Origin of the sequence: Nisaea sp. (genome assembly GCF_039990255.1) — a bacterium.
Classification (GTDB): domain Bacteria; phylum Pseudomonadota; class Alphaproteobacteria; order Thalassobaculales; family Thalassobaculaceae; genus Nisaea.
In genome coordinates this window covers 1-26,125 of sequence record NZ_JBDXGG010000025.1, presented here as the reverse complement: position 1 = coordinate 26,125, position 26,125 = coordinate 1, and the positions used below count along the sequence as shown (strand labels likewise).

The window sequence follows — 26,125 nt, the reverse complement described above, 5'->3', positions numbered from 1 at the left end:
GCGATGTTGATGGACCGGGTCGACAAGAGAAGCGGAATCCCGACGCAATCGCGCCCATCTGACCAGCTTTCCGGCTTGGAGTTATCGCCGTACCGCCGCTTCCCAGCGGCGATGTGGGCGGAACTCCGAGCTGACACGCCGCTAACGCTTTACGAGGATGAGGTCATGCGGCTGCGCTCGCTCGACGACCCGGTTGATCTCGACGAGGTGCGGCGCATCTATCTGTCCATGTCGCGGCTGCTCTATTCGCCTGTCGAGGCCTCGCAAAGCCTGTTCGAGCAGCGCCAGCAGTTCCTCAACATCGACGGGGCGATCAAGACGCCCTTTATCATTGGCATCGCCGGCTCGGTCTCCGTCGGCAAGTCGACCACAGCGCGTTTCCTTAAGGAGTTGCTGGGACGCTGGCCGTCGAGCCCGAAGGTCGATCTAGTCACCACAGACGGCTTTCTGCTGTCCAACGCCGTGTTGGGCGAACAGGGGCTGATGGAGCGCAAGGGTTTTCCCGAGAGCTACGATGTCGGCGCGGTGCTGCGCTTCCTCTCGGCGATCAAGGCAGGTGAACACTCGGTGCGTGCGCCGCTTTATTCGCACATGGTCTATGACGTGCTGCCGGACGAATATGTCACGATTGACCGCCCCGACATCCTGATATTCGAAGGGATCAACGTTCTGCAGGTTCGCGATCTGCCGGAAGACGGCAAGATGGTGCCTTTCGTCTCGGATTATTTCGATTTTTCGATCTATATCGACGCCGACGAGGAGCAGATACACGACTGGTACGTGACCCGCTTCATGCGGCTGCGCCAGACGGCATTCCGCGACCCGAAATCCTTCTTCCATCGCTATTCGGAACTGTCGGAGGACGCCGCGCTCGGCATCGCGGAAGGATTGTGGACCAATATCAACCTGAAGAACCTGAAAGAAAACATCCAGCCGACGCGGCCGCGCGCCGACCTGATCCTCAAGAAGGGCGCGAACCACCTCGTCGAGGAAGTCCTCCTCAGGAAGCTTTAGGTTCGTCCAGTGAATACCGTGCGGGTATCGAACTTGCCGGACCGGTGCAGAAAAATCCCGGGAATAGGGAACGTGATGACAAACTATCGTTTTCCATATCCGGAGCCGCCGGCCAATGGTGCGCTTCTGGAAGTAGCCCCCGGCGTTCTCTGGTTGCGCATGCCGCTGCCATATCGTCTCGATCATATCAACATCTACCTGATCGCGGATGGCGACGGCTGGTGCGTGTTGGATGCGGGTATCCATGACGACCGCACGATCGAATTGTGGAAAGCGCTGCTTGCGGGACCGCTCGCCGGAACCCGATTGACCCGACTGATCGTTACGCACCATCATCCGGACCACATCGGGATGGCAGGCTGGCTGTGTCGCGAAACCGGCGTTCCGCTGGCCACAAGCCAGACCGCCTATCTCGCCTGCGCCAATCTGGCGCTCGATCCGGAATCGGTGAAGAACCGGCAGTTCCACGATTTCTACACCAATCACGGTGTTTCCAACGAAGTTGCCGACCTGATGGGCACCAATGGCCTCAACTACCTGCGGATGGTCTCGGCGCTTCCGAATAGCTTCCTGCGTCTGGTCTCGGGCGATACGCTGTTGGTGGGTAAACGGCGATTTCGGATCTTTACGGGCGACGGGCACGCGCCCGAGCAAGTCATGCTCTATTGCGACGAGGATCGGCTGTTCTTCTGCGCAGATCAGGTGATTGCAAAGATTTCGCCGAATGTCGCCGTCTGGCCGAGCGAGCCCGATGGAGACCCTCTCGGCCATTTCCTGCGAACTGCGCGGGAGATCCGCGACAACGTGCCGGACAACGCTCTCGTCCTGCCCGGCCACCAACTGCCGTTTCGTGGCCTGCATGCGCGTTGTAACGAACTGCTCGAGCATCACGAACGGCGTTGCGATCTGATCCGCGAGGCGACGCTGGATCGGCCCATGACGGCCAATGAACTGGTGCCTGTGATCTTTCATCGCGAACTGGACTTGCACCAATTCGGATTCGCGTTTTCCGAAACGCTCGCGCATATCAATCGCATGCTGCGTCGTGCGGAACTGGCCAAAGTCATTGTCGGTGACGGTGTCGCCCGCTACCGCACAAGCTAACCGTCCCGAATGACCGGGGGGGCGGGTTTGCGGACGCCAACTCGGGGCGAAACCCGGAGCCGGCTGTTAAGTCACTCTCGGTAGTGAAAAGGATTTGCTGTCCATATGAAACTCATTGAAAACAACAATCTGGTCAATTCCCTATGTGAAATCACCAACGCTGCAACTAGCGCGGCTCTGAATGCCGTCATGGCAAGCCTGGCTTCCCGCCATGGCGTCCGGTCTGCCGCCTATCTGGGGGCTGGTATGTCCGGCGCTTCGAATAGAGAACCTTACCTTGCTGTAACCTACTCCCCGAATTGGGTGGAACACTACAAAGACCGGGGCTATGTGAAAATTGATCCCGTCATCCAGACGGGAATGCGCCGGCTGCTGCCGCTGGACTGGGACGAGTTCGGAAAACTGGAAGGGGCGCTCAAGACCTTCTTTGGAGAGGCCGCTGAATTCGGCCTTGGTCGACGCGGTTTGACCATTCCAGTCCATGGTCGACGAGGCGACCGCGCTTTGTTTAGCGTCACATCGGATCTGTCCGAACGGGAATGGGAGCAAGAGAAAATCGAATACATGCGCGACTTCCAACTCCTTGCGGTGCATTTGCATGACAAGGTGCTGGAGCTTGAGGGGGAGCCGGTCTTGCGTGCGAAGCTCACACCACGTGAGCTTGAATGCCTGCAGTGGATATCCGATGGCAAGACAGCCTGGGAATGTTCGGTCATTCTTGGTCTCTCCGAACATACTGTGCGCTGTTATCTTGAGAGCTGCCGCTACAAGCTCAATGCGAGCAGTAACACCCATGCTGTCTCTATCGCTTATCAGACCGGTTTGTTCTCGCAAATCGTGTAAATCCGGCCGTTTGACCGGATAACAAGGCTACCCGTCAGCCGATACTTGGTCTTCCGTTGTGAACACACCAACGGAGACCATAAATGATCATGACTATCGAAAGTATCGACCGGCAAAAGCATCCTGTCCTTATCGATCAGATGTTCCGCATGCGCGCGGAGGTGTTTTCCAGCCGGCTCGGATGGGAGGTGAGCGTCAATGACGGCCGCGAAACCGACCGCTTCGACGACGAAGATCCCCTATATCTTATGTCAGTCAACGACGAAACCGGCGTACTCCGGGGTGCTGTCCGCCTGCTGCCGACAACCGGACCTTACATGCTGCGCGACGTGTTTTCGGTTCTGGTTCCCGGCGGTGCGCCGGAGAGCCCGCTGATCTGGGAAAGCTCGCGCTTCGCCATCAATCCGCGTGTCTTCTCAGTGGCCGAACGAGCGGAAGCCAACCACATCGTTCACAAGACGACCCTGGAGCTGCTCTGCGGCATCGTCGAGGTCTGCCGGAGTGCGGGCATCGACCATGTCGTTTCGGTGTTCGACGCCCGCATGGCAAGGATTTTCCGGGCCGCGGACTGTCCGTATGAGGTCATCGGGACGCCGACGCGCATCGGCAAGACCATGACTTATGCCGGCGTCTTCGAGATGACGGATACGATGCGCAGCCGACTTGGCGCCGTGGGCGATCTTCCTTCGACTGTCCTTGCCGGCCCGTCAAGGCAACCGGAAGAAGGATTAGCGGAACGGCACGTCGCTTGACACGATGATGTTGCAATTCGGTTCGCATGGCTGGTAAGCGGCGACCGGATGGAATATTAAGGCCTCGGGACGGTACGCGCCGTTCCGGGGCTTGGAAACCCCACCACAGCGGTTTGGTGCCGGCCGATGCGGCACCGAGGATCCTCTGGCCAACGGCCGGGGGCCTGTGACGCATGTCCAGGTGCCTCGGTGCTAAAGGTCGCAGGACCGTCTGTGGCGGTTTTCCAACCCCCGGCTTGGGGTCGAGATCTTATCTTGTCGCGGGGGCGCACCGCGGCGCAAGCCGCGGGCCGTGAATGCCGAACCGAGCGTCGATCAGTAGTTTTCAACCTGGTCAGGTCAATGACCGACCGATCGTGACCATCCTCGAAGGGTTGTCAAATGACGAACTCTCGCGCCTCGCGGTTGATGTCATCGTCAAGAATCGCCGGCTTGTCGATCATGCGCAATCGCTGTTCGAGCAGCTCGAGAAGCCGACTTCGAGGGGCTGCGATAACGAAGATCTGAGGCACAGCTACCGTCTAGCGTTGCTCGAGTTGAAGCTGTATCACGAACTGGTCCGGATCGTCGTCGATACGCTTGGCCACGTGCCGGAGGTGCCGCCGGACTCCGGGCTTCACTGACTGTCTTCAGTTCCATAACGAAACTTATGCGGCATGTGCCACCTGATCCGTACGTGCTCAGATCAAGCCTAACCGGGTAGCGATTGTTGCAGCCTGGCGACTATTGCCGGCGTCAAGTTTCCGTGTCGCCTCGTCGAGATAGGATCGCACTGATCTGTAGCCAATCCCGAGCGTATCCGCGATATCCGGCATGGACATGCCGTCTGCGAACCATCGCAGGCATTCCGCCTCTCGCGGTGACAATCGAATGTCCGACGCCAATTCTGCGTCACGCGTTGCGGATCCCAGGCGAGAATGAACGAACGCCACAGCGATCGCGGCGGTCACGGGGTCCGGTTCCTCATCAATACACACGCTCGGTTTGTCTGAAGCAAGGGTGAAGACCATGCGGTCCTTGAAGCCGACCGGAACCGAGACGGACAAGCCCGATCGTATGCCAAACCGTTCCGCATCCTTGAAGAACTGTGTCACGTCCCTCCGACCAAGCCGCCTTGCCTCTTCGGCCGACCACAGAAAGATCGGCGGACCGTGCTTCGCCGTCGTAACCACGGGGTCAACCCGAAGATAATTCATTTGAACGTATCGGTCCTGCCATTCCTGGGGATAGTTCGATACGGCGAAGCTCTCCTGCCCCCGAAGGTTCAGATACGCAAAGAACTCGAACCCGGCATCTTCGGCAAAATTGCGCAACACTCGACGCGCCGCCCGCTCCTCGAGCGGCAGCGAAAGCGTATCGATCAAATGCAAAAGTAGCTCGTTCAATATGATCAAAATCCGACATTGTAAGGTGCTGCGAACACAGCCTCCGTGACGCGTTGAGACGAGGACCTCCGACCTCAAGCTCATGGATATGCCTTCGGAAACACGATGTCCTGATCCACCAGGACGTTGAAAGGGTAGCCCGGCCGAATTTCGAGGGTCGGCTGGACGTTGAGATTTCTCGATACGGTTTGCTCCGAAATCTGGCCAAACGTCTCGGCGAATGATCTGCGGGCGGCGTCCGGGGGGCTGTTGCCATTCAAAGAATTGCCCTGATCCTTGGGAAGCAGCATTTCCGTGCCGGCGCCAATCAACGCCACCAGGATCGCAGAGCCGAATGTCTGCAGATAGTGATTGTCGACCTTGTCCCGGAAGCCGCCATACCCGGCGGCATCGGTGCCAGCCATGCCGCCGATCCGCAGGGTCGATCCGTTCGGGAAGATGATGTCGGTCCAGATGACCAGCACGCGGTTCTGCCCAAACGAGACCTCGGAATCGTAGCGGCCGAAGAGCTTCGCGCCTTGCGGGATGAGAAGCCGGTGCCCGGTCGCGCTGTCATAGACGTTCTGCGAGACCTGTGCGGTGATGCGCCCGGGAAGGTCGGAATTGATGCCGGTCACCAGCGTGGCCGGGATGACCGATCCGCGCTTGAGCTCAAACGGCGACATCTGCGGCACGACCGAATTTGGCAGATAGCCGAGATCGGCGATGTCCTGATTGAAGAATTCCTGTTTTGCCGCCTGGCCGTTCGGATCGGCGTTTTGTTGGCCGATCCCCGCCTGGAGGGCGACGCTGTAAAGATCCAGGGCGCTTGTCCCGCGATTAATAGCGGAACCTGGCTGCGGGACTGCCGCCGGCGTCGTGTCGCTGCCGGTCTCAAGTCCTTGCAGGTTGATGGCGATCGGCGAGTTCGCAGCCGCCTCATCCGCCTGGATGCTTGCCATCTGCTGGCGGTTATATTCGCGCAGCATCTGCTCGTCGAATTCGCGCTGCAACCTCGCCCGCCAGACCTCCTCGGGTTCAAGCGCCGGTGCCTGCGGCGGGGCCGCGGCTTCCTCTTCGTTTCTCTCGAAGGGATTGCGGGCCGGGTCAGGATCGGCGGTAGGCACCGGTTGCAGCTGCACGGCCGGTTGCGGCTCGCCGATGATCCCGTCGGGCACACCCTGCTTGAGCCGCTCCGCATCATTGGAAGCCGGCTGCGCCGAGGACGGCTCGATCTGGCCGTCGCCGAAGCGCAGGCCGCGAGACGACAGACCGTAAAAGATCACGGCGAAGAAGATGACCACGAGCGCGATCGCCAGGATGATGGGGACACGGTTCAGCCGCCTGATCTTCGGCCCCTCAGATGATCCGCCAAGTTTGAGCGATTCCGTCATATCGCCTCACCCGGTCCACGCTGCATCACCGAGAGCGGGCTGGCGGGTGTCGCACCCTCGGCGGTGAGCGTGTACATGCGCGTCAACTCGGCCTTCCGGGTCGAGAGCCGCACAAGCACCCCTCCTTCGAACGGATCGGCGACATAGGCGAGCGGTTCCGTGATCGCCTCTCCCGTCTCCTGGTCGGTGACCACGGCATAGCCCCAGCTTCTAAGCGACGCTTCGAGCGCGGCGCCGAACACGGATCCGTCGGAGAGCAACGCGATCGTCGTACTGCCCGGCCCGATCTGTTCGGCCAGCTTGGCCACCATGTCTTCACTGATCGCGCCGGCGCTCTCTGGCGTCAGCTCGGCCGTGACCTCGCTGGTGGTGAGACCCGCACCGCTCATGGTCTGGCACGCAGCGAGCGTGCTAAGCCCTGCCACAAGGACCATCGAGCGGAAGTAAGAACGAACCTTGGTCATCCTGACTACCCTCCCCGCCTGATGGTGATTTTCTGCCGGCGCATTCCGACACCAGACACGAGGATCGCGCGGTCGATGTTGAAATCGACGACCATCATCGAGCCGTTCATACGGTAGTTGACGATCCGGTTCTCGCCACCGGACACAACGAACAGCACCGGGGCGTCCTGTCCAGCCAGTGACGAAGGAAACTGGATGTAGGTCTTCGTCCCGTCGCTATAGATCCGCGTCGGCCGCCAGCGCGCCGATCCGCTCATATGAAAGCCAAAATCCAGTTGCTCGGCCGGCACCCCTGCCCCCGGCACGACGCTCGCCTCGATGCGGGCGTTGATCTCGGCAAAACGGGCATTGATGTCCTCGGGATATTCGAACCCGACCCGCGCCATGTAATCGCGATGATGGGATTTGAGCTGGATATGATAGGTCCGCCGCGATGTGGTGACGACCATCGAGGTCACGAGGCCCGCCTCGGACGGCTTGACGATCAGGTGGACGGCCTGGGCATTCGGTGCGCCCGATGTCGCCGGCTCGACCTTCCAGCGCACCGTGTCGCCGAGCAGGACGTCACGGACGATCTCGCCTAGCTGCAATTCGATGTCGCAGACCTGTAGCGGCGAGCAGACCACCGAAGGCTGGATTTCTCCGAACAGGAAGATCACCTTGCCATCGGGACCGCGCGCGACGACGCCCGGCCCGTGCTGCCATTGCGCCGAAAGCTCAGTGCCCCGGGTTTCGTTTCCGCTCAATTGCTGCGCGGAGCTTGGCGAAGCATCCAGCGCCGCCAAGAGGGCTGCGCACAGGATGGGTCCGCGGTTCGTGTTCTTCTTCATTCAATTCCCTCCGCGGCACTCACAATTGCGCCGTCCAGTCAAAATCCTTCAGGTAAAGGCCGATCGCGTTGAGGCGGATGACCGCCTCGTCCTGGGGCGGCGTCAGGGTCACCGTCGCAATGCCGCGGAACCGCCTCGTGGCGATTTCCCTGCCCTGCCGGTCACGCTCATATTCCGTCCAGTCGATCTGGTAGCTCTGGTTGGAGAGCGGAATGATATTGTTGACCTCGATCGCCACCGTCTTCTCACGCGCGCGGTCAAAGGGTGAGTTGCTCCGGAACCAGGCATTGACCTTCTCGGTTGCCGGGTCCGACGATCTGAGATGCGCGTAGGCGCGGTCGATATATTGCTTCTGGACGACGGTATCGGGTGTGACTGAGCGGAAGTTCGTGACGAAGCTGCCGAGCGTCGCACGCACCACGCGCGGATCGGCATATTCGATCTGTTGCGGATATCCGGCCGTTGCGGCCGTTCCCAGCTTGTCGACTTCCACAATATAGGGGACGAGCTTGACCTGTGTGCTCTGATAGAGCGCATAGGAGAAGCCGATCACCGCCATGAGCATGCCGGTAATGCCGACGATGCGCCAGGCGGAGGCTGCTTTCACGTAGGAACCGTAGCGTTCGTTCCACTCCATCCGCGCCGCGATATAGGGATTATCAATCGTTGGTGTCCGGGCCATGCCTCACCTCAAGCCTTATCGTCGCTCGAGGGGCGGCGTGCCGGCCGGCCCTGAGACTGATCGAGTTTTGCGTTGGCGAGCCCAAGCGTGGATGCGCCCCATGTTCCCGGCACACCGATCGCCTTGTCGCGCGCTGCCGATGCGGCCGCGCCACCGGCGGCGCCGACACCCGTCGCCATCCCCTTGAGCGCCGCGGCACCGAATGAACTGCCCGAGGCCCTGGCGTCGGAGAAGGCCGCGCCCCCTGCCCTTGCACCGCCCACCGCGAGCGCGGCGCCGCCGGCGGCAAAGCTCGCGGCCTGACCGCCATGGCGGATGACCTCCATGCCACCGGTGACCGAGACGCCCTGCACCATCCCCTGAATGATATTGGGCACATACATGGCGATGACGAAGACAATGACCGAGATTCCGGCGATGGCGAGGGTCGCCAGAAACTCGTCCCCGCCCGATGGTGCATTGGCAAGATCGATCAGGACCTCGGAGCCGATGCGGGCGATCATCACCAGCGCCATCAGTTTCATCCCGACCGAGAAGGCGTAGACGAGATACCGGACGGAGAAATCCTTGGTGAACGAGCTGCCCCCAAGCCCCAGCATGATCATGCCGGCGAGCAGGCCCACATACATCTCCGCCATGACGGCAACGAAGATCGCTGCGACCAGGCTGAACGACACCACCACGATCACCATGGCAAACACGACGGCGATCGCCAGCGCGTTGTCCTCGAAGAGCCCGAACTGAGCCTTCGATGACAACGCGCTCGCGACCTGCAGCCCGGCATTGAACACATTCGCAGGCGAGGCCGAGCCGCCGCCCGCCCCGATCTGGAACAGGCTGTCGACCACGGCCTTGGTCAGGTCCGGACCCTGCTCGAGGATGAAAACGAACAGACCGATGAACATGATGCGCCGCACCAGCTCGGCGAACCAGGTATCGAGCGATGCGGCGGCGATCGCAAGCCAGACTGCCGCGATCCCGACCTCGATGCCAGCGAGGATCCAGAACAGCGACCGCGCTGCATTGAGGATCGTCGTCTGCCAGCCCTGAGCCGCGTCGGCGATCTCGTTCTCAAGCGTCGTCAGCAACGATCCGTCCTGCGCCAGCGCGGGACCAGCAAAGGCAAGGAAGGCGACTGTAAGAAGGGCAACTCTAGTTGTCGGCCGCGCCATCGGCTCCTCCGTTCCCCTGCCCCGCCGGCGCATTCCAACGCGGTTTCATTTCCTGTCCCGACGTTGTGTCGAATTTCTGAGGCACCGTCGCCGGCGATGCTGTCTGGCCGATATCGTCAGACGGACGGATGGCGACCCAGACGGAGACGGCGGCGATCACAACCACAGTGACGGTCGCAACGATGATCAAGGTCCTGCTCACCAGCGTGGCTCCATGGTCTGGCCGCCAGAGGTCGAAGGTGCGGTCGAGTTGAAAAACTCCTCCCGGCGGTTTTGTGCGAGGTCCCTGGCCGCCTGTTCAGACTGATACCAGGTGCCCATCATCGTCACCTGCTGGGAGACGAGTCCACGCAGCTTCTGCGCCTGGGCGACCTGCTGCGCCGCGATCTCGTGGCCGACCTGCAGCGCCTGCATCTGGCCCACAGAACTCTCGGACATTGACCGCAACTGGTTCATCGTTGCTTCTTCCGAACCGAATTGTTCGGCCGTCAGACCGGCCGCACGCAAGGTCGACGCGATCGTGTCGCGATTGGTGTCCGACCAGTCCTGATAGCTCGACGAGAAGGTCTGGCCATTCGCGAGGCCCGATTTGAAATCGGCGAAACTCTGGAAGCGCTGCCGCAGCACGTCATCGACATTGCCCATCGAAAACGCGATCCCCTGGCCCTGATTGACCAGGCTTTGCAGCCGCATCAGATCGCTTTCGACCTGACCCCAGATATGATTGGGCAGGGTCAGCGTGTTCTGCAGCATGTTCTCGTAGATCTTGAGCTGGTTCTGGATTTGCTCCGCCAGCTGAGTGATCTGCGTGATCTGGTTCTGCACTTGCTCAGCCGACGATCCGACCAGACTGACAAGCTCGGTGTTGTTGAGGATCTGCGTCCATTCGGTCGCACCGCCGAGTCCACCAACGCTGGCCTGTGCATTCGAGAACGTCGAGACCGACATCAATGCTGCGATTGCGAATCTAGCTTTGCGTGAGAATGCGTTTGGCATCATCCACTCCCCTTTCTTCGAGCCAATGGCGCGGCCATTCGGCACCGTGCGATTGCCGGAGCTCGTCAATGCGTTTCAAATTGTCCTTGGACGACGCTGCGACGAAGGCGAGCGCCACCGGGCCAAGCGCCATATCGAACAGCCGCCGGCCTTCCGGTGACGCGACGTAGTATTCGCGCTTTGGAATGGCGGTCGCGACGATCTCGATCTGCCGCTCGTTGAACCCGATGCGCTCGTAGAATTCCCGTGTGCCGGGCTCCCGGGCGGCGCCATTCGGCAGGCAGATCTTGGTCGGGCAGCTTTCCTTCAGGACGTCGATGATGCCGGACTGCTCGGCATCCGAGATCGACTGGGTGGCCATGATGACGGCGCAGTTCGCCTTGCGCAGCACCTTCAGCCATTCCCTGATCTTGTCGCGGAACATCGGATGCCCCAGCATCAGCCAAGCTTCATCGAGAATGATCAGGCTCGGCGCGCCGGTGAGACGCTTTTCGATCCTCCGGAACAGATAAAGGAGGACCGGCACGAGATTGCGCTCCCCCATATTCATGAGTTCCTCGACCTCGAAGGTCTGGAACGTCTCGAGCCGCAGTCCATCCTCTTCGGCATCGAGAAGTTGCCCGATCGGGCCGTCGACCGTGTAGTGCTGTAGCGCGTCCTTGATCTCGCGCAGCTGCACACCGCTGACGAAATCCGAAAGAGACCGTCCCCGTGCCGAACCCATCAGCCCGATCTGACGCGCGATCGCATTGCGATGATCCGGGGTAATCGAAACGCCCTGAATTGCGATCAGCGTCTCGACCCATTCGCTCGCCCAGGCGCGGTCCGCTTCGGACGTCAGGTCCGCAAGCGGACAGAAGGCAAGAGCTTCTTCCCCCTCCCCTGCCCCGATCTCGTAATGGTCGCCTCCGGCCGCAGTCGTGAGCGGGTAGAGCGACTTGCCCTTGTCGAATGCAAAGATCTGGGCGTGCTCATAGCGCCGGAACTGCGCTGCAATCAGTGCCAACAGCGTCGACTTGCCCGACCCCGTCGGTCCGAAGATCAGTGTGTGGCCGACATCGTCGACATGTAGGTTCAGCCGGAAAGGAGAACTGCCGCTGGCGACCTGCATCAGTGGCGGAGCATTGGGAGGATAGAACGGGCAAGGCGCGGTCGCGCTGCCGGCCCACACGGAATTGACGGGAATGAGGTCGGCGAGGTTGCGGGTATTGATCAGGGGTTCGCGGACATTCGCATACCAGTTGCCCGGCAGGCTGCCGAGATAGGCTTCGGTGGCGTTGAGCGTCTCGATGCGGGAGCCAAAACCCTCGGCCTGGATCAGACGCCGGACGGCTTCGGCCTGGTCCTGCAGCCGGGCATCATCGATATCGAACATGACGATGACCGGCGTGTAATAGCCATAGGCCACCAATTGCGACGAGGCTTCGGCAATTGCATCTTCCGTTTCGGCAACCATGGTCAGCGCGTCCTGGTCGACCGCACGGCTCTGAGTCTGGAAGAGCTGGTCGAAGAAGGGCCTGACCTTTTGCTGCCATTTCTTTCGGGTGCGCTCGAGCTTTTGCCGCGCCTCTTGGTCATCAAGGAAGACGAACCGGCTCGACCAGCGATAGGTCAGCGGCATCAGGTCGAGCGTGTTGAGGATCCCCGGCCAGCTCTCGGCCGGGAACCCGTCGATCCCGACGACGGCGAGGAACCGTCCATCGACCATGGGTGACAGGCCGTGGTGAAACTCGGCCGTTGCCAGCCAGTCCAGATACATCGGGATCGCCGGAAGGCGGACCGGATGGCTCTCGCCGACGATGCAGAAGCGAATGAACTGGAAGAGCTCGTCATAGCGGGCTTCGTGTCCGGAATCTGGGTCGGTCACAGTGCGCGTCACCATGCGGCGGATCGACAACACGTTGCCGAGATATTGCTCGACCTCGCGGATCGAGGTCTTGAACGAGGTCAGCACGCTATCGGCGTAGGTTTCGGTCCGGCTCGCCTCGTCTGAATAGACATAGCGCGCCATGGCCGAACGCCGGGGCTCCGGCGGCCGATAGGTCAGGATCAGGGCGTGCTGGCTCTCGTAGTGTCCCCTCTCCGCCATGAAATGCGCACGCCGCTGCTCGTCGATCGCGCGGGTGACGGGATCGGGAAAGTGGCAGGCCTCGCGCGCGGGATATGCTGTGGTCGGCACGCGAACCGCCTCGACCTGGATCATCCAGCCCGATCCCAGCCGTCCTAGGATGGCGTTGATCTGGCGCGACACCTCGTTGCGCTCGATATTGGTCGAGCTCTCGCTGTCCGGCCCCGCGAAATACCAGCCCGCCATCAGCGAGCCGTCCTTCAACAGGATCACGCCATCATCGACCAGGCCCGCATAGGGCAGCAGGTCGGAGAATGACGGTTTGGTATCCCGGAACTGACGAAGCGCGACCATGACGGCTCAGTACCTCCGCCAGGGCGACGAGGTCGGCCGGTAGCTCGGCCGGTAACCGATATGGCGCAGATAGACCTGCCGCATCATCGGATCGGCCTTTGCCATGATGCGCAGGACCCCGACCACGGCGATCCAGATGGCGAGCCCCAGGAGCACCGAGTACCAGGTCAGAACCACGAACATCAGGATGACCGTCGCCAATCCCGTAAGAAGCACGAGTTCACGATCAGCGCCCATCAGATGATTGGGCCGGGACAGGGCGCGGTGAATACGCGAATGAGCGAGGGGAGCGACGGATTCAGCCATCACTCCCCTCCCCCGCCGCACTCAGGTCCGCCTGACCAGGGAGGGCAATCGTGGCACCCGAGGCGCCGAACAAGCCGACAATCTGTGTCGCGCCGAGCAGGATGCCGGCGACGAGCACCACATACATCAGACGACGCGCGAAATCGTTGAGCTCGCCGCCGAAGATCAGCATGCCGCCGGCGACTGCCACCGCGGCGAGCGCGATGAAGCCAGCCACCGGTCCGGTGATGGATTCCTGGATCTGCTGCAGCGGTCCTTCCCAGGGCAGGCCGCCGCCCGAACTGGCGAGCGCCGGTGTGGCAACTGCCACCAACAGCACGACAAGTGAAAATCTCAGGATCGGGTTACGCTGGAAATTATGCGGCATGGCTGTCCTCGTCGATTTGGGAATGATGATCGGTCTCGTAGCGGTCGCCCGCGTACTGGTGGACGCGGACGACATCGCGCACGCGCCGTCCGGTCGCGGTCCGTTCGATGGAAATGACGAGGTCTACGGCCTCCCCTATGACTTCACGCATCGGCTGCTGGCTGACCTCGGCCGTCAGCTGCTCGAGCCGACGCAAGGCGGAATGAGCCGTGTTGGCGTGGATCGTGGTGATGCCGCCCGGATGGCCGGTGTTCCACGCCTTGAGCAGGGTGAGCGCGGCGCCGTCGCGGACCTCGCCGACAATGATGCGATCGGGCCGCAAACGCATGGTGCTCTTGAGAAGCCGCGCCATGTCGACGGTATCGGATGTGTGCAAGGCCACGGCGTTCTCGGCTGCACATTGGATCTCGGCCGTATCCTCGAGGATGAGCAGACGGTGCGCCGGCGTATCGTTGACGATCTCGGCGATGACCGCGTTTGCGAGCGTGGTTTTGCCCGACCCCGTGCCGCCCGACACGACAATGTTGAGGCGATCGCGAACCGCTTGCCGGACGATCGAGGCCTGCAGTTTCGTCATCACGCCGGCGGTCACATAGTCGGCCAAGGGAATGAGCCGTGAGGCCCGGCGGCGGATTGTGAAGCTCGGAGCGCTGACCACTGGCGGCAGAAGTCCCTCGAAGCGGTGCCCGCCGATCGGCAGTTCCCCTGAGATGATCGGCCTGTCTTCGTCAGCCTCGGTCTGCAGCGCATGGGCGACGCTACCGATGATGATCTCGGCCGCACCTGGTGCCAGCTCCCCGATGCCTTCGATCCCCTCCCCCAACCGTTCCACGAACAAGCGGCCATCCGGGTTAAGCATCACCTCGACGACGTCGGCATCCTCAAGCGCAGCACAAATAACCTCGCCGAGGGCATCACGCAGTTTGCGAACCAGCCGGGCATGGGAAGACGAGGAGCTCATTGGCGAACTCCATTGCGGATCAACTTCCGATGATTTCGACCGAGTTCAGTTTGCATTGCATGCGCCGCCACTACCCCTGGATGAGATGCGCTGTTTTCACCTGCGCATGCGTGGAGGTCACCCCGGCAGAACTGCCGGGATCAATCCTGCGCTGCCTGTCCAAAACGTCGTTGAGGTGACCGAGACAGCGCGACTCACTTGGTTGAGTCGGGTCGATTCTGGCCGATTTCTCCCAAATTGGGCTCGCCGCCAACCGGCCAAAGATTATTCTCTCAAGAAGACCCGGCAAATTTGCCGGGGAAAGAATCTGGCCTCATAAACGACGACGTAAAGATAAGTATCGGAAAACAAACAGAAATATTGCGCCTGCGAGGGCTTTGCTCCCAATTCGAGCCGACTCGTGTTAAGGCCTTGTTAACCAAAATAATCTTGCTGCGCCACGCTTCCTGGGTATGATCACGGAAATTCGCCCGTTCTGCGAAATAACCGTGATTGAAGAGATTAGCGTGAACGCTCCGATGCAGATTAACAGATCAGACCTTCCTGATGTCGACGATGTAATCGGCGCCCACGCTGAACTCCTCGGCTCGCAGTTGCACAGTATCAGCGAAGCCCTTTTCCCTCCCGCGGCAAGCAAGGCGCTTCGAAAATTCACTTCAGGCGAAGCGGCGAAATTGATCGGCGTTTCGGATTCGACCCTGCGAAAAATGTCATTGGCGGGTGAAGGCCCACAACCAGAGACCACGACAAACGGACGACGCTTATACTCGCTCTCCGACATAAACGAGATACGGCGGATGTTCGCAAGAAGCGCCCGCGGGCGCGAGGCGATCGAGTTTGTTCCGCACAGGCGGGAGAACGAGCACCTCCAGGTGCTCGCTGTTACCAATTTTAAGGGCGGCTCAGGCAAGACCACCACCTCTGCGCACCTCGCACAGTATCTGGCGCTTCAGGGGTATCGCGTCCTCGCTGTTGATCTTGATCCTCAAGCGAGCCTGTCTGCGCTGTTGGGTGTTCTTCCTGAATTGAACGTCGGCCATAACGAGACGCTCTACGCGGCGATTCGATATGACGAAGACCGTCGGCCATTAGGCGATGTGATACGCAACACGTATTTTGACGGTCTCGATCTTGTTCCTGGCAATCTCGAGCTCATGGAGTTCGAGCATACGACGCCGAAAGCCCTCGCTGACGGAAGTGCGTCCGACGGCGGGGCGATCTTCTTCGCGCGGATCGCAAGTGCCCTCGACGACGTCGCTGATGACTACGATGTCGTCGTAATCGATTGCCCTCCCCAGCTCGGGTTTCTGACGCTAAGCGGCTTATGTGCTGCTACGTCGATGATTGTCACGGTTCATCCGCAGATGCTTGACGTGTCATCGATGAGCCAGTTCCTTCTGATGACCCGTGATTTGCTTGGGGTGGTTCGTGACGCTGGCGGACAGCTCAAGTTCGACTTCGTCCGATATCTGCTGACGCGCTACGAGCCGCAAGACGCTCCGCAAACCAAGGTGGTTGCGCTGCTCCGCAATCTTTTTGATGACCATGTTCTCACCAACCCAATGGTCAAGTCCGCCGCGATTTCCGACGCTGGCCTGACGAAACAGACACTGTACGAGATCGGGCCCGGCAACCTGACGAGAAGCACATACGATCGTGCAATGGAATCCCTGAGCGCGGTGAACGGTGAGATCGAAGAGCTGATGCGCGCAGCATGGGGGCGATCATGACGGACACGGGCGGCCTCTATGAATCGAGCGTGTTGGGAGCTCCCAACACGCGACGTTTCCTTCGATGTACTGAGCCTATTGCCTTGGCTGTTGGGAGCTCCCAACACATCCACCGGGGAGACAGAGCAATCGTCCCAAAACAGTGTTGTTGGGAGCTCCCAACAAGCCCCCTGCCCCGAAGCGGTTGGCCAAACTCGGGTGTGCAGTCATGAGCCGCAAAGACGCAATCAACTCTCTCTATCTCAAGAAGCCAGAGCAGGCTGCTGGCGAAAGCGATAAACCGTCGGAGCGCGTACGTACCGGCGCTATTTCGGCGATGGGAACGTCCCTGAAGCAGATGACCGATGGCGCCAAGCTGGCGACCCGGCTGCAGGAGCAACTCGAGAAAGGCGATGTCGTCGTCGAAATCGAACCCGATACGATTGAGCAGTCTCCAATAGCAGATCGCATCCCGATTGATGTTGATCCGGCCTTTGACGAACTCGTGCAGTCCATATCCGACAATGGCCAGCAGGTCCCAATTCTCGTTCGGCCGAGTCCTGCGGGACAAGGGCGATTCCAGATCGCATATGGTCGCCGTCGCCTAAGAGCCGCGAAGATGCTCAATCGACCGGTTCGGGCAATAATCCGAAAGCTTACAGACCAGGAGCTGATCGTCGCCCAAGGCCGGGAGAACCTCGATCGCGAAGATCTCTCATTCATTGAGAAGGCGCTCTTTGCCAAGAATCTGGAAGAGTCCGGGTGCGATCGGTCGACAATTGTCTCTGCGTTATGTTCGGACAAGGCTGACGTCAGCAGATACATTGCTGTTGCACGCCGCGTCCCGGAACACCTCGTGAAGCGTATCGGACCAGCACCAAAGGCCGGTCGTGCGCGCTGGCTCAAGCTGGCGGAGGGGCTCGAGCATGCCGGGGATTCCTTCGAGGCGGATACTATCTTCAGCGATGACAAGATTGCCGGCGCCAACAGCGACGCACGATTTCAAGCAGTTCTGCGCGCGGTTGAACGCAAGAAGACTGGGAAGAAATCCGCAAGCTCCAATATTTGGAAAACCCCGACCGGAAAGCGTGCGGCCAGGATAGAGGACCGCAACGGCCGAACGACCCTCACTTTCGAAGACAAGGTCGTTCCGGAGTTTGCGCGGTACATCTCCGCGCAGCTCGACGACCTTTATCGGGAATTTCAATCCAGCAGAGAGGAGGGCGGCGAGTGAATCAACGGCCGGTATGCCCGGCCAGAAGGAAATCTGGCAAAGAAAAAGGCCACCGAAATCGCTTCCGGAAGCCCCTTCTTTAGTCTCAGCAGCTAGAGAATCGCACTTCCGAGAATCACAGTCAAGGCTCTTTTGAGCCGCGAGCGCCTTTTCGGCGAGCACTTTTCTATTGCCTAGCGATAGGTGAAAGAAAATGCAGACGCATATTACAACGACGCCCTTCGGGCGGCGGCCGATGACGCTTGACCTGATGGCAAGCCAAGTCGCCGCAAAATCTATGCGGGAAGGTGCAGCGGTTGAAAAGTGGAAAGTCTTCCACACGATCCGCGACGCCAAGGAGCCACTCGGCGCTACCGATCGCGCTTTGGCGATCCTCAACGCGCTCCTGAGCTTCCATCCGGAAAACGAGCTGATTGCTGAAGGTGAATTGATCGTTTGGCCTTCCAACGAGCAGCTGACGGCCCGTGCCAATGGAATGTCGCCGGCGACGCTTCGGCGTCATCTGGCCTGCTTGGTCGACTGTGGGCTGATCATCCGCCGCGACAGCCCGAACGGAAAGCGGTTCGCCCGCAAGGGCAGGGGCGGCCAGGTCGAACAGGCCTACGGCTTCGATCTCTCGCCGATCGTCGCACGCGCTGATGAGTTCGCGGAGCTCGCTGAGGCCGTCCAGGCCGAGAAACGCGCCTACAAAACCGTCAGAGAGCGTTTGACGCTATTGCGCCGGGATGTGGTCAAGATGATCGATGCCGGCCTCGAGGAGGGAGTACCGGGCGATTGGGGCTTGATGACGCGGACTTACCAGGAGATCATGGCTAGGCTTCCACGAACGGCGCCTCGCCAGGTCCTCGAGGACATCTGCGAGGATCTCGAACTGCTCTGGGCGGAAGTGCATGAGGCACTGGAATCATTCGCGAAATCAGAAAATATGAGCGCCAATGAGTCTCATTCTGATCGCCACATACAGAATTCAAACCCAGACTCCATATCTGAATCTAAAAGAGGCTCTCGAAAAGAAAATGAAGCGAGCGGCACCGCCGAGGAAAACGACAACCTGCGGAGCTTGCCGAAGCGGGAGTTGCCATTGGGTATCGTGCTGGATGCGTGCAAGGGCTGGCGCGATCTGGCCAAAGACGGGGAAATCCGAAACTGGCGGGACTTTCTGGCGGCCGCGGAGGTCGGTCGCGTTATGCTGGGGGTCAGTCCAAGCGCCTGGCGCGAGGCCTGCGAGGTTCTCGGCAACAAGCACGCGACGATTACGCTCGCTGCGATCTATCAGCGAGCCGATCAGATCAACAGTCCCGGCGGTTATCTGCGCAGCCTGACCGACAAAGCGCGGGAAGGCAAATTCTCTGCCTGGCCAATGATCATGGCTCTGCTGAACGCCAAGCTCGAGGCGGATAAGGCCGCCGCCCAGGCTTCTTCTCAGACCCAGCAACCACCGGAGAGCCGGGAAGGGGGCCTCGAAGTGTCTGATGCTCTTCGCCAATCGATGAAGAAATGGGATTCATGACGCGGATAGGGGCCGGAGAGGTGGGTTTCGTCCAGCTCGCTCGTCACTCGTCGACGACGAGGCAGTCGAAGGCATCGAGGAGGGTGTCGACGATCCTCTGGCCGAGAGCGTTCGCGGCATTGGTCATTTGCTCCTCATCTCCTGACCGGGCGGCCGTCGCGAGGTTGGAGCCCTGTTCGACCAGGACAGCATTGGCGCGCTCGATGGCCCACTGCGCGAATTCCTCGCGACTGTTGATGATCAGCGTCTCTGTTTCCATGCGCGTGCGCTCCGGGCTTTACGTTTTGTTTGCCATGTTCTGGCTAGGCTCGAGGTGCGCGATTTGTACTGCGTTCGCGCCTATTGTTCACCCCGGCACTTCTGTCTCACCGGCGTCGATCAGGCCACTGCGTTTTGCGCGGTCAAGGAGGTTCTTGACAGAGGAGGGCGCCCACTTGGTGCCACCACGCGGCGTGCGTTCGTGCAATCGTTCTAACTGGTTGGCGATCTCGCGCAGTGTGAGGTCCGGATTGGAAGAGTGGATTCCGGCCACGAGTGTCATCAGTCGATGCTCCGGCGGCCGTGGTGGCGACTTCCGCAAAAGTGACGCATCGGCCATGCCTTCCGAGACCATCCATTTGACCGCGCGCCGCAGCCGTTCCGGCGTCCAGTCGAAACCGCGCTGTTTAAGAACCCGGGCAATGTCGTCCCATGTGTGGTCCGGGCGCATCCGCTTCACAGTCGGAAGCCATTGTGAGGCTGTTGCCTGAAGGCGATCGCCATAGGCCGCTTGTTGCGCCAGCTTCATCTTCGAAAGCATCTCCGGCCGCCGCTCGCGGATCCCCGGATTGCCAGGTAGGCGTCCCTTGGCCTTTGCCGCGGCGATCCCGGCCTTGGTCCGCTCGGAGATCAAGGCTCGCTCGAGCTGGGCCACGGCACCGAGCACCTGCAGCGAGAACATGCCCTGGGGCGTACTGGTGTCGATCGGGTCCCTCAGGGACCGGAAATGCGCACCCTTGGCGGTCAGGTCCTCGATAACATCGAGAAGATGGCTGACGGAGCGCGCCAGGCGATCGAGCCGCACCACGATAAGCGTGTCGCCGGCGCCGATGTTCTGAACAAGCCTTGAAAGGGCAGGGCGGGCTCGAGAGGCGCCGGATCCATGTTCCTCTACGATCATTTCGCAGCCGGCCGACCGCAGCTCCATTTCCTGCGCCTGTGTCGCCTGCTCGTCCGTAGAGACGCGCGCATAGCCGATGAGCCGTCCCTGTGGTCGACGGGAGGTGCGATTATGCGTGTCAGCAGCCATTTGTAGCGCCTGAGAGATCTTTGAGGGCCGGTTTTCCAAACATAGAAGATACGGATAACTGATCGTTTGTAAACGTCTCGTGAGTGCCTTATTGACAGCCGAACGCCCCAAAAACCCCGGAAAAACGGGCTCTCTCGTCGATCACAGCGCTGATTGCCGGGCCTCTGTACAATCCCGAAGGCCGCAGTGCTCATTATATATAGAGGGGCTTGAGAATTATCGGTGTGACGGAAGCGAGAAGCGTGTTAGCTTCCGTATGAAAACCGAAGCGCCGTTTTATCAATGACTTATGAAATCGGGAAATTGGACCACGAGACCCTCCAAACGCCGATGGCGGCCTCGGATGTCGGTTTTACTTCCCGATTTCAATTGAAACGCTAAGGTAAAATTCCTGGTCTCCCGGATGGCGCCACTTCGCCTGCTGTCGGGGGAGGGGAGGGGGCTTTTCTACAGCCCGGACGCCTTGGTGAGGTTGGTCCGGAACCGATCACGCCGGCGCTGATACTTTCGGGTCATCTCAGCCGACGCATGGCCGAGCTGCTTCTGGACGTAACGCTCCTCGATGTCGGCCGAGGATGCGAGACCCGAACGCAGCGAGTGACCGGCAAACAGAAGCACACGCTCCGCATCCGGCAGATCGGCGCGGACGCCGGCGGCAAGCACGGTCTGCTTGACCAGGCGGGCGACGTGCTTGTCGGAGAGTCGCTCGACGTTGACTGTTTTGTTGTCCTTGAAGATGCGGCGGAAGAGGGGGCCTCGCGCAATGCGGCCGTACCGGATCCAGGTCTCGAGCGCGACCACAGGGCAGGTGTGATCGCTGGAGCCGCGGCCGACCTCGACCTCGCGCCAGCGGCTGCCCTTGCCACGCAGCGTCACTAGGACACCCTTGCCCGAAAGGATCTCGATCCAGCCTGCGCCGTCGCTGTCGTCATCGCGGGTGACGTCGAGGCCTACGATCTCGGACCGGCGTAGACCGCCGGCGAAGCCGAGGAGCAGGATGGCGCGGTCGCGGAGACCTCTCAGGTCGTGGCCGAGTGTGGCCAACATGGCGACGAGATCATCGCCGATGACGGCTTCCTTCACGCGCGGCGGCCTGGTGTGCTTGCGGCGGATGCCGGCGAGCACGGTGGAGATGTGGCGATCGGCCCGGTCCATCGAAAGGCCGCGCTGCGTAAAGTTCCAGGAAATGCCGGAGAGACGGCGCTCAATCGTCGAAACCGACAGGGCAGGAGCGCCGAGCTTCGCGCCGCCCGCGGCGCAGGCGCCGATATAGAGGCCGATCACCTTCGAGTCCGGGGGTAGGGGATCGAAGCCGTTGCGCCGGCACCAGGAGGTGAAATGCTTCCAGTCCTTGGCGTAGGCGTCGCGGGTGTTCTCCGAGCTGGCGTTGTCGGCGTAGTCCCGCGCGGTTTCGACGAGCTCCTCGACATGCGCCGGGACGCGGGGTGTCGGGGCGGGCTGGCCCATCTCCATGACGAGATCGACGATATCGGGCAACTCCCCCTCAAGAGGGTCGACGTCGAGCGGATCTTTGGCTGGGAGATCGCTTTTGGCGGGTTTTCGCGGGGGATTTTCCATGATTTGGGAGCCTATCAGAATACGTCCGGTAATGGAACCTTACCGGACATAAAACAAGAACGACAAGTGGTGCGGTTCGTGCGGAAAGTGCTCGCCTAAACCGCACATCCCGTTTAGGCTGTTCACGATGAGTCGGCAGCACGCACCCGCATCACAAGCCCCCCTCCCGGTCCCGCGCGTGCCGGCGTGGGCGACGCCGCGCGGCCGTCTCGAAGACCCGGTCCAGGGCGCCTTCATGGCCGGCAGCGCCCTGAATGCGCTCGACAATCTCGTGCAGACCGAGCCCGAATGGAGCGGCGCGTGGCGGCATCGGCTGGCGCTGAGAGCGGCTACCGCGTGCATGAAGCTGATTGGGCGCAGCGAGGATGAAGCCGCATTGCGGGATGCCTGGCTGCTGCGTCAGCGTGAGGACGAGCCGGGGCCTGCCGGCAACGTGCTTGCCGCGTGGCGACGCCTCGCCGGCCGCTCGCCGCCGCCCGGCGTCGAGGACGTGCAGACCGTGGCCACCTTGCTCGGCGTCAGCTGGTCGGATGGTTTTGGCGACCTGATCGACATCACAGGAGAAGAAGTGCGCAGTGGCGCGCCAGCCCCGTTGGTCGCCGCGCGCACCGCCGCTGCGGTCATGCGGGCAGAGCCGAAGGCCGAAATCCTGGCTTGGTGGCTGGCAGATTGCGCGCTGTCCTGGCGCATGGGCTGGCGCGTCGCCGTGCCTATCCTCGGCTCGCAGATCCACGCGCCACAACTGCGTTCGGGTTCGGAAGGTCGGCGCGCCCGACCGGGCAACGATGCGTTCGAGCAGGCAGCCTTCGTGGCCGCGGCACTCGGAGCGGCCGAGGCCTGCCGGCTCGCGGCAGCTATGGCGGCGCAGGCCGAACGGCTTCGGGCGGTCGTGCCAAAGCTGCGGTCGAAAGCGGCCGGCGACGTCGTCAACCGGCTGCTCGGCGATGATGCGGTGTCGGGGACATTGACGACCAGAAACCTGTCGCGGTGGGCCAGCCGACGTCTGTTTGATCGTCTAATCGAGCTTGGCGCCGTGCGCGAGCTGTCGGGCCGGCCGACTTTCCGTATCTACGGGCTGTGATCGATGGTCGAGGCTACGCGCACGAGACGAAGCAAGAGCCAGCCAGAGGAGAGTCTGTTTGATCGCGAGCTGGACCACCTTCCGCCCGAAGCCCGTTGGCGCGAGTGGATGAACCGCGTCGAGGCAACCATTTTTGCCGCGAGCGAGCCGGTGACGCGGGAGACGCTGGCGCGGATCGTCGGCAAGAGCTGCAGCATCGATCTGCTGATCGATGACATCCGCGAGGAACTGCGCGGCCGTCCCTACGACCTGTTCGCTATCGCCGGCGGGTGGAAGCACCTGACGCGTCCGGCTTATGCCGACGCGATCCGCACCGCCGTCGGCGCCAGCGAGCGCGCCGCCGACCTCACCCAGGCGGAAGTGCTGGTGCTGATGTGCATCGCCTATTTTCAGCCGATCACCCGCGCCGAGCTGTCCAGCTTCTTCGGCAAGGAGATCAGCCGCGACCTGATCGGCAACCTGCGCTCCTTCGGGTTAATCGCATCCGGCCCGCGCGCGCCGCAGCCGGGCGCCCCCTACACCTATGTCACGACCAAGGAGTTCCTGTTGGAGTTCGGCCTCGACACGCTGCGCGAGCTGCCGGATTTTGAAGCCCTCGAGGACGCGGGCTTGCTCTCCAAGGAGAAGCTGCTGGCGGGCGACATTCCGGTCGCATTGGTCGATGGCGACGATGGTGAGAGCGAGAGTGTTGTCGGCTACAGTGAAGAAGCATGAATGGGCGAATCGAGCTCGGATTGAACGAATTGGATCAGCTAAGGCCCGTTGAACTGAAGGTGGTGGACGAGCTCCTTGGAATGGGCTCCGGCTATGTCCTCGATTTCAGCAACGCGACATTCGACGACTTTTTCCGGCGTGAAGTCGGCGTCGACATCTACGACGATGCCTATGCGCAGGGCTCCGGCAGCAAGGGCAAGCGCCTGCGCGCCTTCCTCACTGTCGGTCAGCCGCGGGCGATCGTCCGCGCGCTTACAGCGCTATGGGAGTATCGCGAGACGGCACGCATCGGTCGCGGCGAGGCGGAAGCCATCACCAATGCGCGCAGGCGCCTCAGCGCGATAGTCGAGCGGCTGGGCGGAGCGCCATTACCGTCCTTCGACCTCGACGGTACTCCTGCCCAGCCGGACCCTTCGTCCGCAAGGAGCGGCGCGGACCACGTCGCACTCGATCGTCTCGAAAGCGAATTTCTGGCGTTGCACGCCATGTCGGACGAACCGCATGCGCGCGGCTATCATTTCGAGCGGCTTCTCACCGCCCTGTTCAACGCCTGGCATATGGACGCCAGGGGAGGGTTCCGCCTTACCGGGGAGCAGATCGACGGCTCGTTCCAGCATGGCGGCACGACCTATCTGCTCGAGGCGAAGTGGCACCGTGCTAAGACCGACGCGGAGAAGCTGCACGCCTTCCAGGGAAAGCTGAGCGAAAGGCTCGAAGGGACTAGAGGACTGTTCGTCAGCTTCGAGGGGTTCACCGACGGCGCGCTCGAGGCTTTCACCGCGCGTCGCATCATTCTAGCTGACGGCATGGACATATTCGATGCGCTGAAACGCCGGCTCTCCGTACTTGACATCATCACCGCCAAAGCGCGCCACGCGTCCGAATACCGGAACCCGTTTGCGCGGGTGCGGGTGCTGTTTCCGCCGTGAGGGATGAGGGTGGCAATGGGGACCGCCCTCATCCGATCAGTTCATCCGCTTGAGCTCGCTGTAGGCGCCGGTGTGCAACGTCAGGGCGACCAGCTCCGCGGACCGGTTCCTCTAGAACCAGCCGTGGTTCCTGGTAAGCGCCACCTCCAGGACACCGTCCTGTTCCCCGACGCTGCTACCCTTCTCATAAGGGACCAAGGTGCCGCCGCCATCGCCGTGCGTGTCGTAGCTCACGACCGTGCCGTTGGCGTCCAGTGAAATGAGCCTGTGCGCCTTGCTCCATGACGAGCTTGACCTCAACGCCCTCGCCGGGAGCCAGGGTAAAGGACACTTCGTCTCGCCATTCCGTGCCGGGAGCTGAGGCCTGCTCTTGCAGCACGTCGGGAGCGGCCGCCACACCTTGGCACATCCTCTACAGGGGGATAGCATATGACAATGGACACTCAACCTCATCGCCACGAAACCCACCCCCAGATCGTCAAGCGGCTCAAGCGTGCCGATGGCCATCTGCGCGGCATAATCGAGATGATCGAGGCTGGCAGGCCCTGCCTCGACATTGCCCAGCAGCTCCACGCCGTCGAGAAGGCTGTCGCCCAGGCCAAGAAGGCGCTGATTCAGGATCATCTCGACCATTGCCTTGAGGAAGTGGTCGGGCCGCTCGCCCGCGACCGGCGACGGTCCATCGACGAGTTCAGGGAAATCGCGAAGTATCTCTGATGCTGGCGATCCTGAAGAATCGGACCTATCGCCATCTGTTTTTTGCCCAGGTCATCGCTCTAGTCGGGACCGGTCTCGCCACCGTCGCCCTCGGCCTGCTCGGCTTCGAGCTGGCAGGGGCCGACGCCGGCGCGGTTCTGGGGACAGCGCTCGCCATCAAGATGATTGCCTATGTGAGCGTGGCGCCGATCGCATCGGCCTTCGCCGAGCGGGTGCCGCGCCGGGCGATGTTGGTCGCGCTCGATCTCGTGCGCGGGGCCGTCGCGATGCTTCTGCCGTTCGTCACCGAAATCTGGCAGGTCTATGTCCTGATCTTCGTGCTCCAATCGGCCTCGGCGGCATTCACGCCTACCTTCCAGGCGACGATTCCGGACATCCTGCCCGAAGAGAAGGAATATACGCGCGCACTGTCGCTCTCGCGGTTGGCCTACGATCTCGAAAGCGTCGTCAGTCCGATGCTCGCGGCAGCACTTCTCGCCTTCATCTCCTTCCATAGCCTGTTCGGCGGAACCGTGATCGGCTTCCTCGTCTCGGCGGCGCTGGTGGTCTCGGTCGTGCTGCCGAGCCCGAAGCCATCGCAGCCGCGCGGCATTTACGACCGCACGACGCGCGGTATCCGCATCTATCTGGCGACGCCGCGCCTGCGGGGTCTGCTGGCGATCAATCTCGCCGTCGCGTCGGCCGGTGCGCTGGT

The 26,125-nt window shown here is 61.4% G+C and carries 29 protein-coding genes; 13 read left to right on the top strand and 16 right to left on the bottom strand.

The window, feature by feature from the left end; translation table 11 throughout:
- Positions 1–9 precede the first annotated feature (9 nt).
- The 5 genes from coaA (at position 10) to ABJ076_RS22415 (ending at position 4,336) form a co-directional block, all read left to right on the top strand.
- Positions 10–1,014: a type I pantothenate kinase gene (gene coaA, locus ABJ076_RS22435; protein ID WP_348195977.1), complete on the top strand. Its 1,005-nt coding sequence runs from the start codon at positions 10–12 to the stop codon at positions 1,012–1,014.
- Positions 1,015–1,089: 75 nt separating this feature from the next.
- Positions 1,090–2,118: an MBL fold metallo-hydrolase gene (locus ABJ076_RS22430; RefSeq protein ID WP_348195808.1), complete on the top strand. Its 1,029-nt coding sequence runs from the start codon at positions 1,090–1,092 to the stop codon at positions 2,116–2,118.
- A gap of 105 nt (positions 2,119–2,223) precedes the next feature.
- The gene (locus ABJ076_RS22425) at positions 2,224–2,961 is read left to right on the top strand and encodes a LuxR family transcriptional regulator (RefSeq protein WP_348195807.1); all 738 of its coding nucleotides are present in this window, start codon (positions 2,224–2,226) and stop codon (positions 2,959–2,961) included.
- 83 nt (positions 2,962–3,044) lie between these two features.
- Entirely contained in the window at positions 3,045–3,713 is a 669-nt protein-coding gene (locus ABJ076_RS22420; RefSeq protein ID WP_348195806.1) for an acyl-homoserine-lactone synthase, read from the top strand.
- 296 nt (positions 3,714–4,009) lie between these two features.
- A complete protein-coding gene (locus ABJ076_RS22415; RefSeq protein ID WP_348195805.1) occupies positions 4,010–4,336 on the top strand; it encodes a transcriptional repressor TraM in 327 nt (108 codons plus the stop codon).
- A gap of 57 nt (positions 4,337–4,393) precedes the next feature.
- Here ABJ076_RS22415 and ABJ076_RS22410 read toward each other — a convergent pair whose 3' ends face one another.
- The 12 genes from ABJ076_RS22410 to trbB all read right to left on the bottom strand — a co-directional run bounded on the left by ABJ076_RS22410 (position 4,394) and on the right by trbB (position 14,671).
- Entirely contained in the window at positions 4,394–5,098 is a 705-nt protein-coding gene (locus ABJ076_RS22410; protein ID WP_348208665.1) for an autoinducer binding domain-containing protein, read from the bottom strand.
- Between the two features lie 80 nt (positions 5,099–5,178).
- Complete coding sequence (gene trbI / locus ABJ076_RS22405; RefSeq protein ID WP_348195803.1) at positions 5,179–6,471, bottom strand: IncP-type conjugal transfer protein TrbI; 1,293 nt, start codon at positions 6,469–6,471, stop codon at positions 5,179–5,181.
- Entirely contained in the window at positions 6,468–6,905 is a 438-nt protein-coding gene (gene trbH, locus ABJ076_RS22400) for a conjugal transfer protein TrbH (protein WP_348195976.1), read from the bottom strand. The genes trbI and trbH overlap by 4 nt, the downstream gene beginning before the upstream one ends.
- Positions 6,906–6,940: 35 nt before the next feature.
- Positions 6,941–7,765, bottom strand: coding sequence for a P-type conjugative transfer protein TrbG (gene trbG / locus ABJ076_RS22395; protein ID WP_348195802.1), 825 nt, complete (start codon positions 7,763–7,765; stop codon positions 6,941–6,943).
- 19 nt (positions 7,766–7,784) lie between these two features.
- Positions 7,785–8,447 carry a conjugal transfer protein TrbF gene (locus ABJ076_RS22390; protein ID WP_348195801.1) on the bottom strand — a complete coding sequence of 221 codons (663 nt, stop codon included), beginning with the start codon at positions 8,445–8,447 and terminating at the stop codon, positions 7,785–7,787.
- An 8-nt stretch (positions 8,448–8,455) separates the two neighbouring features.
- Positions 8,456–9,619: a P-type conjugative transfer protein TrbL gene (gene trbL, locus ABJ076_RS22385; RefSeq protein WP_348195800.1), complete on the bottom strand. Its 1,164-nt coding sequence runs from the start codon at positions 9,617–9,619 to the stop codon at positions 8,456–8,458.
- Entirely contained in the window at positions 9,600–9,821 is a 222-nt protein-coding gene (locus tag ABJ076_RS22380; protein WP_348195799.1) for a hypothetical protein, read from the bottom strand. Before ABJ076_RS22380 ends, trbL begins: the two co-directional genes overlap by 20 nt.
- Positions 9,818–10,567 (bottom strand): P-type conjugative transfer protein TrbJ, encoded by a 750-nt coding sequence (trbJ, locus tag ABJ076_RS22375; protein WP_348195798.1) that lies wholly within the window; start codon positions 10,565–10,567, stop codon positions 9,818–9,820. Before trbJ ends, ABJ076_RS22380 begins: the two co-directional genes overlap by 4 nt.
- Positions 10,568–10,586: 19 nt before the next feature.
- Entirely contained in the window at positions 10,587–13,037 is a 2,451-nt protein-coding gene (locus tag ABJ076_RS22370; protein WP_348195797.1) for a conjugal transfer protein TrbE, read from the bottom strand.
- 6 nt (positions 13,038–13,043) lie between these two features.
- Positions 13,044–13,343 (bottom strand): conjugal transfer protein TrbD, encoded by a 300-nt coding sequence (locus ABJ076_RS22365; protein ID WP_348195796.1) that lies wholly within the window; start codon positions 13,341–13,343, stop codon positions 13,044–13,046.
- Positions 13,336–13,710: a TrbC/VirB2 family protein gene (locus ABJ076_RS22360; RefSeq protein ID WP_348195795.1), complete on the bottom strand. Its 375-nt coding sequence runs from the start codon at positions 13,708–13,710 to the stop codon at positions 13,336–13,338. The genes ABJ076_RS22365 and ABJ076_RS22360 overlap by 8 nt, the downstream gene beginning before the upstream one ends.
- On the bottom strand, positions 13,700–14,671 hold the full coding sequence (gene trbB / locus ABJ076_RS22355) for a P-type conjugative transfer ATPase TrbB (protein WP_348195794.1): 972 nt from the start codon (positions 14,669–14,671) through the stop codon (positions 13,700–13,702). Before trbB ends, ABJ076_RS22360 begins: the two co-directional genes overlap by 11 nt.
- Before the next feature lie 518 nt (positions 14,672–15,189).
- Here trbB and repA point away from each other — a divergent pair.
- The 3 genes from repA (at position 15,190) to repC (ending at position 19,124) form a co-directional block, all read left to right on the top strand.
- On the top strand, positions 15,190–16,401 hold the full coding sequence (gene repA / locus ABJ076_RS22350; protein ID WP_127524575.1) for a plasmid partitioning protein RepA: 1,212 nt from the start codon (positions 15,190–15,192) through the stop codon (positions 16,399–16,401).
- 208 nt (positions 16,402–16,609) lie between these two features.
- Entirely contained in the window at positions 16,610–17,614 is a 1,005-nt protein-coding gene (gene repB, locus ABJ076_RS22345) for a plasmid partitioning protein RepB (protein ID WP_348195793.1), read from the top strand.
- A 193-nt stretch (positions 17,615–17,807) separates the two neighbouring features.
- On the top strand, positions 17,808–19,124 hold the full coding sequence (repC, locus tag ABJ076_RS22340; protein ID WP_348195792.1) for a plasmid replication protein RepC: 1,317 nt from the start codon (positions 17,808–17,810) through the stop codon (positions 19,122–19,124).
- A gap of 43 nt (positions 19,125–19,167) precedes the next feature.
- On the opposite strand, the gene ABJ076_RS22335 is transcribed toward repC, so the two are convergent.
- The 3 genes from ABJ076_RS22335 to ABJ076_RS22325 form a co-directional block, all read right to left on the bottom strand.
- Positions 19,168–19,383: a hypothetical protein gene (locus ABJ076_RS22335; RefSeq protein WP_348195791.1), complete on the bottom strand. Its 216-nt coding sequence runs from the start codon at positions 19,381–19,383 to the stop codon at positions 19,168–19,170.
- Positions 19,384–19,470: 87 nt separating this feature from the next.
- Positions 19,471–20,412, bottom strand: coding sequence for a recombinase family protein (locus ABJ076_RS22330; RefSeq protein WP_348195790.1), 942 nt, complete (start codon positions 20,410–20,412; stop codon positions 19,471–19,473).
- Positions 20,413–20,859: 447 nt separating this feature from the next.
- The gene (locus tag ABJ076_RS22325) at positions 20,860–21,990 is read right to left on the bottom strand and encodes a tyrosine-type recombinase/integrase (protein WP_348208658.1); all 1,131 of its coding nucleotides are present in this window, start codon (positions 21,988–21,990) and stop codon (positions 20,860–20,862) included.
- 127 nt (positions 21,991–22,117) lie between these two features.
- On the opposite strand from ABJ076_RS22325, the gene ABJ076_RS22320 reads away from it, so the two are divergent.
- From ABJ076_RS22320 to ABJ076_RS22310, 3 genes are read left to right on the top strand one after another with little or no spacing between them, the layout of a single operon-like run.
- Entirely contained in the window at positions 22,118–23,071 is a 954-nt protein-coding gene (locus ABJ076_RS22320) for a DUF1403 family protein (protein ID WP_348195789.1), read from the top strand.
- Between the two features lie 3 nt (positions 23,072–23,074).
- Positions 23,075–23,785 (top strand): SMC-Scp complex subunit ScpB, encoded by a 711-nt coding sequence (locus tag ABJ076_RS22315; RefSeq protein WP_348195788.1) that lies wholly within the window; start codon positions 23,075–23,077, stop codon positions 23,783–23,785.
- On the top strand, positions 23,782–24,714 hold the full coding sequence (locus ABJ076_RS22310; RefSeq protein ID WP_348208656.1) for a restriction endonuclease: 933 nt from the start codon (positions 23,782–23,784) through the stop codon (positions 24,712–24,714). Before ABJ076_RS22315 ends, ABJ076_RS22310 begins: the two co-directional genes overlap by 4 nt.
- A 111-nt stretch (positions 24,715–24,825) precedes the next feature.
- On the opposite strand, the gene ABJ076_RS22305 is transcribed toward ABJ076_RS22310, so the two are convergent.
- Positions 24,826–25,014, bottom strand: a complete 189-nt coding sequence (locus tag ABJ076_RS22305; protein WP_348195786.1) for a hypothetical protein — start codon at positions 25,012–25,014, stop codon at positions 24,826–24,828.
- Between the two features lie 135 nt (positions 25,015–25,149).
- Between ABJ076_RS22305 and ABJ076_RS22300 the strand changes: the two genes are divergently transcribed.
- A complete protein-coding gene (locus ABJ076_RS22300; RefSeq protein WP_348195785.1) occupies positions 25,150–25,431 on the top strand; it encodes a metal-sensing transcriptional repressor in 282 nt (93 codons plus the stop codon).
- On the top strand, positions 25,431–26,125 hold a 695-nt coding region (locus ABJ076_RS22295), incomplete at its 3' end, for an MFS transporter (RefSeq protein WP_348513298.1). The genes ABJ076_RS22300 and ABJ076_RS22295, both read left to right, overlap by 1 nt.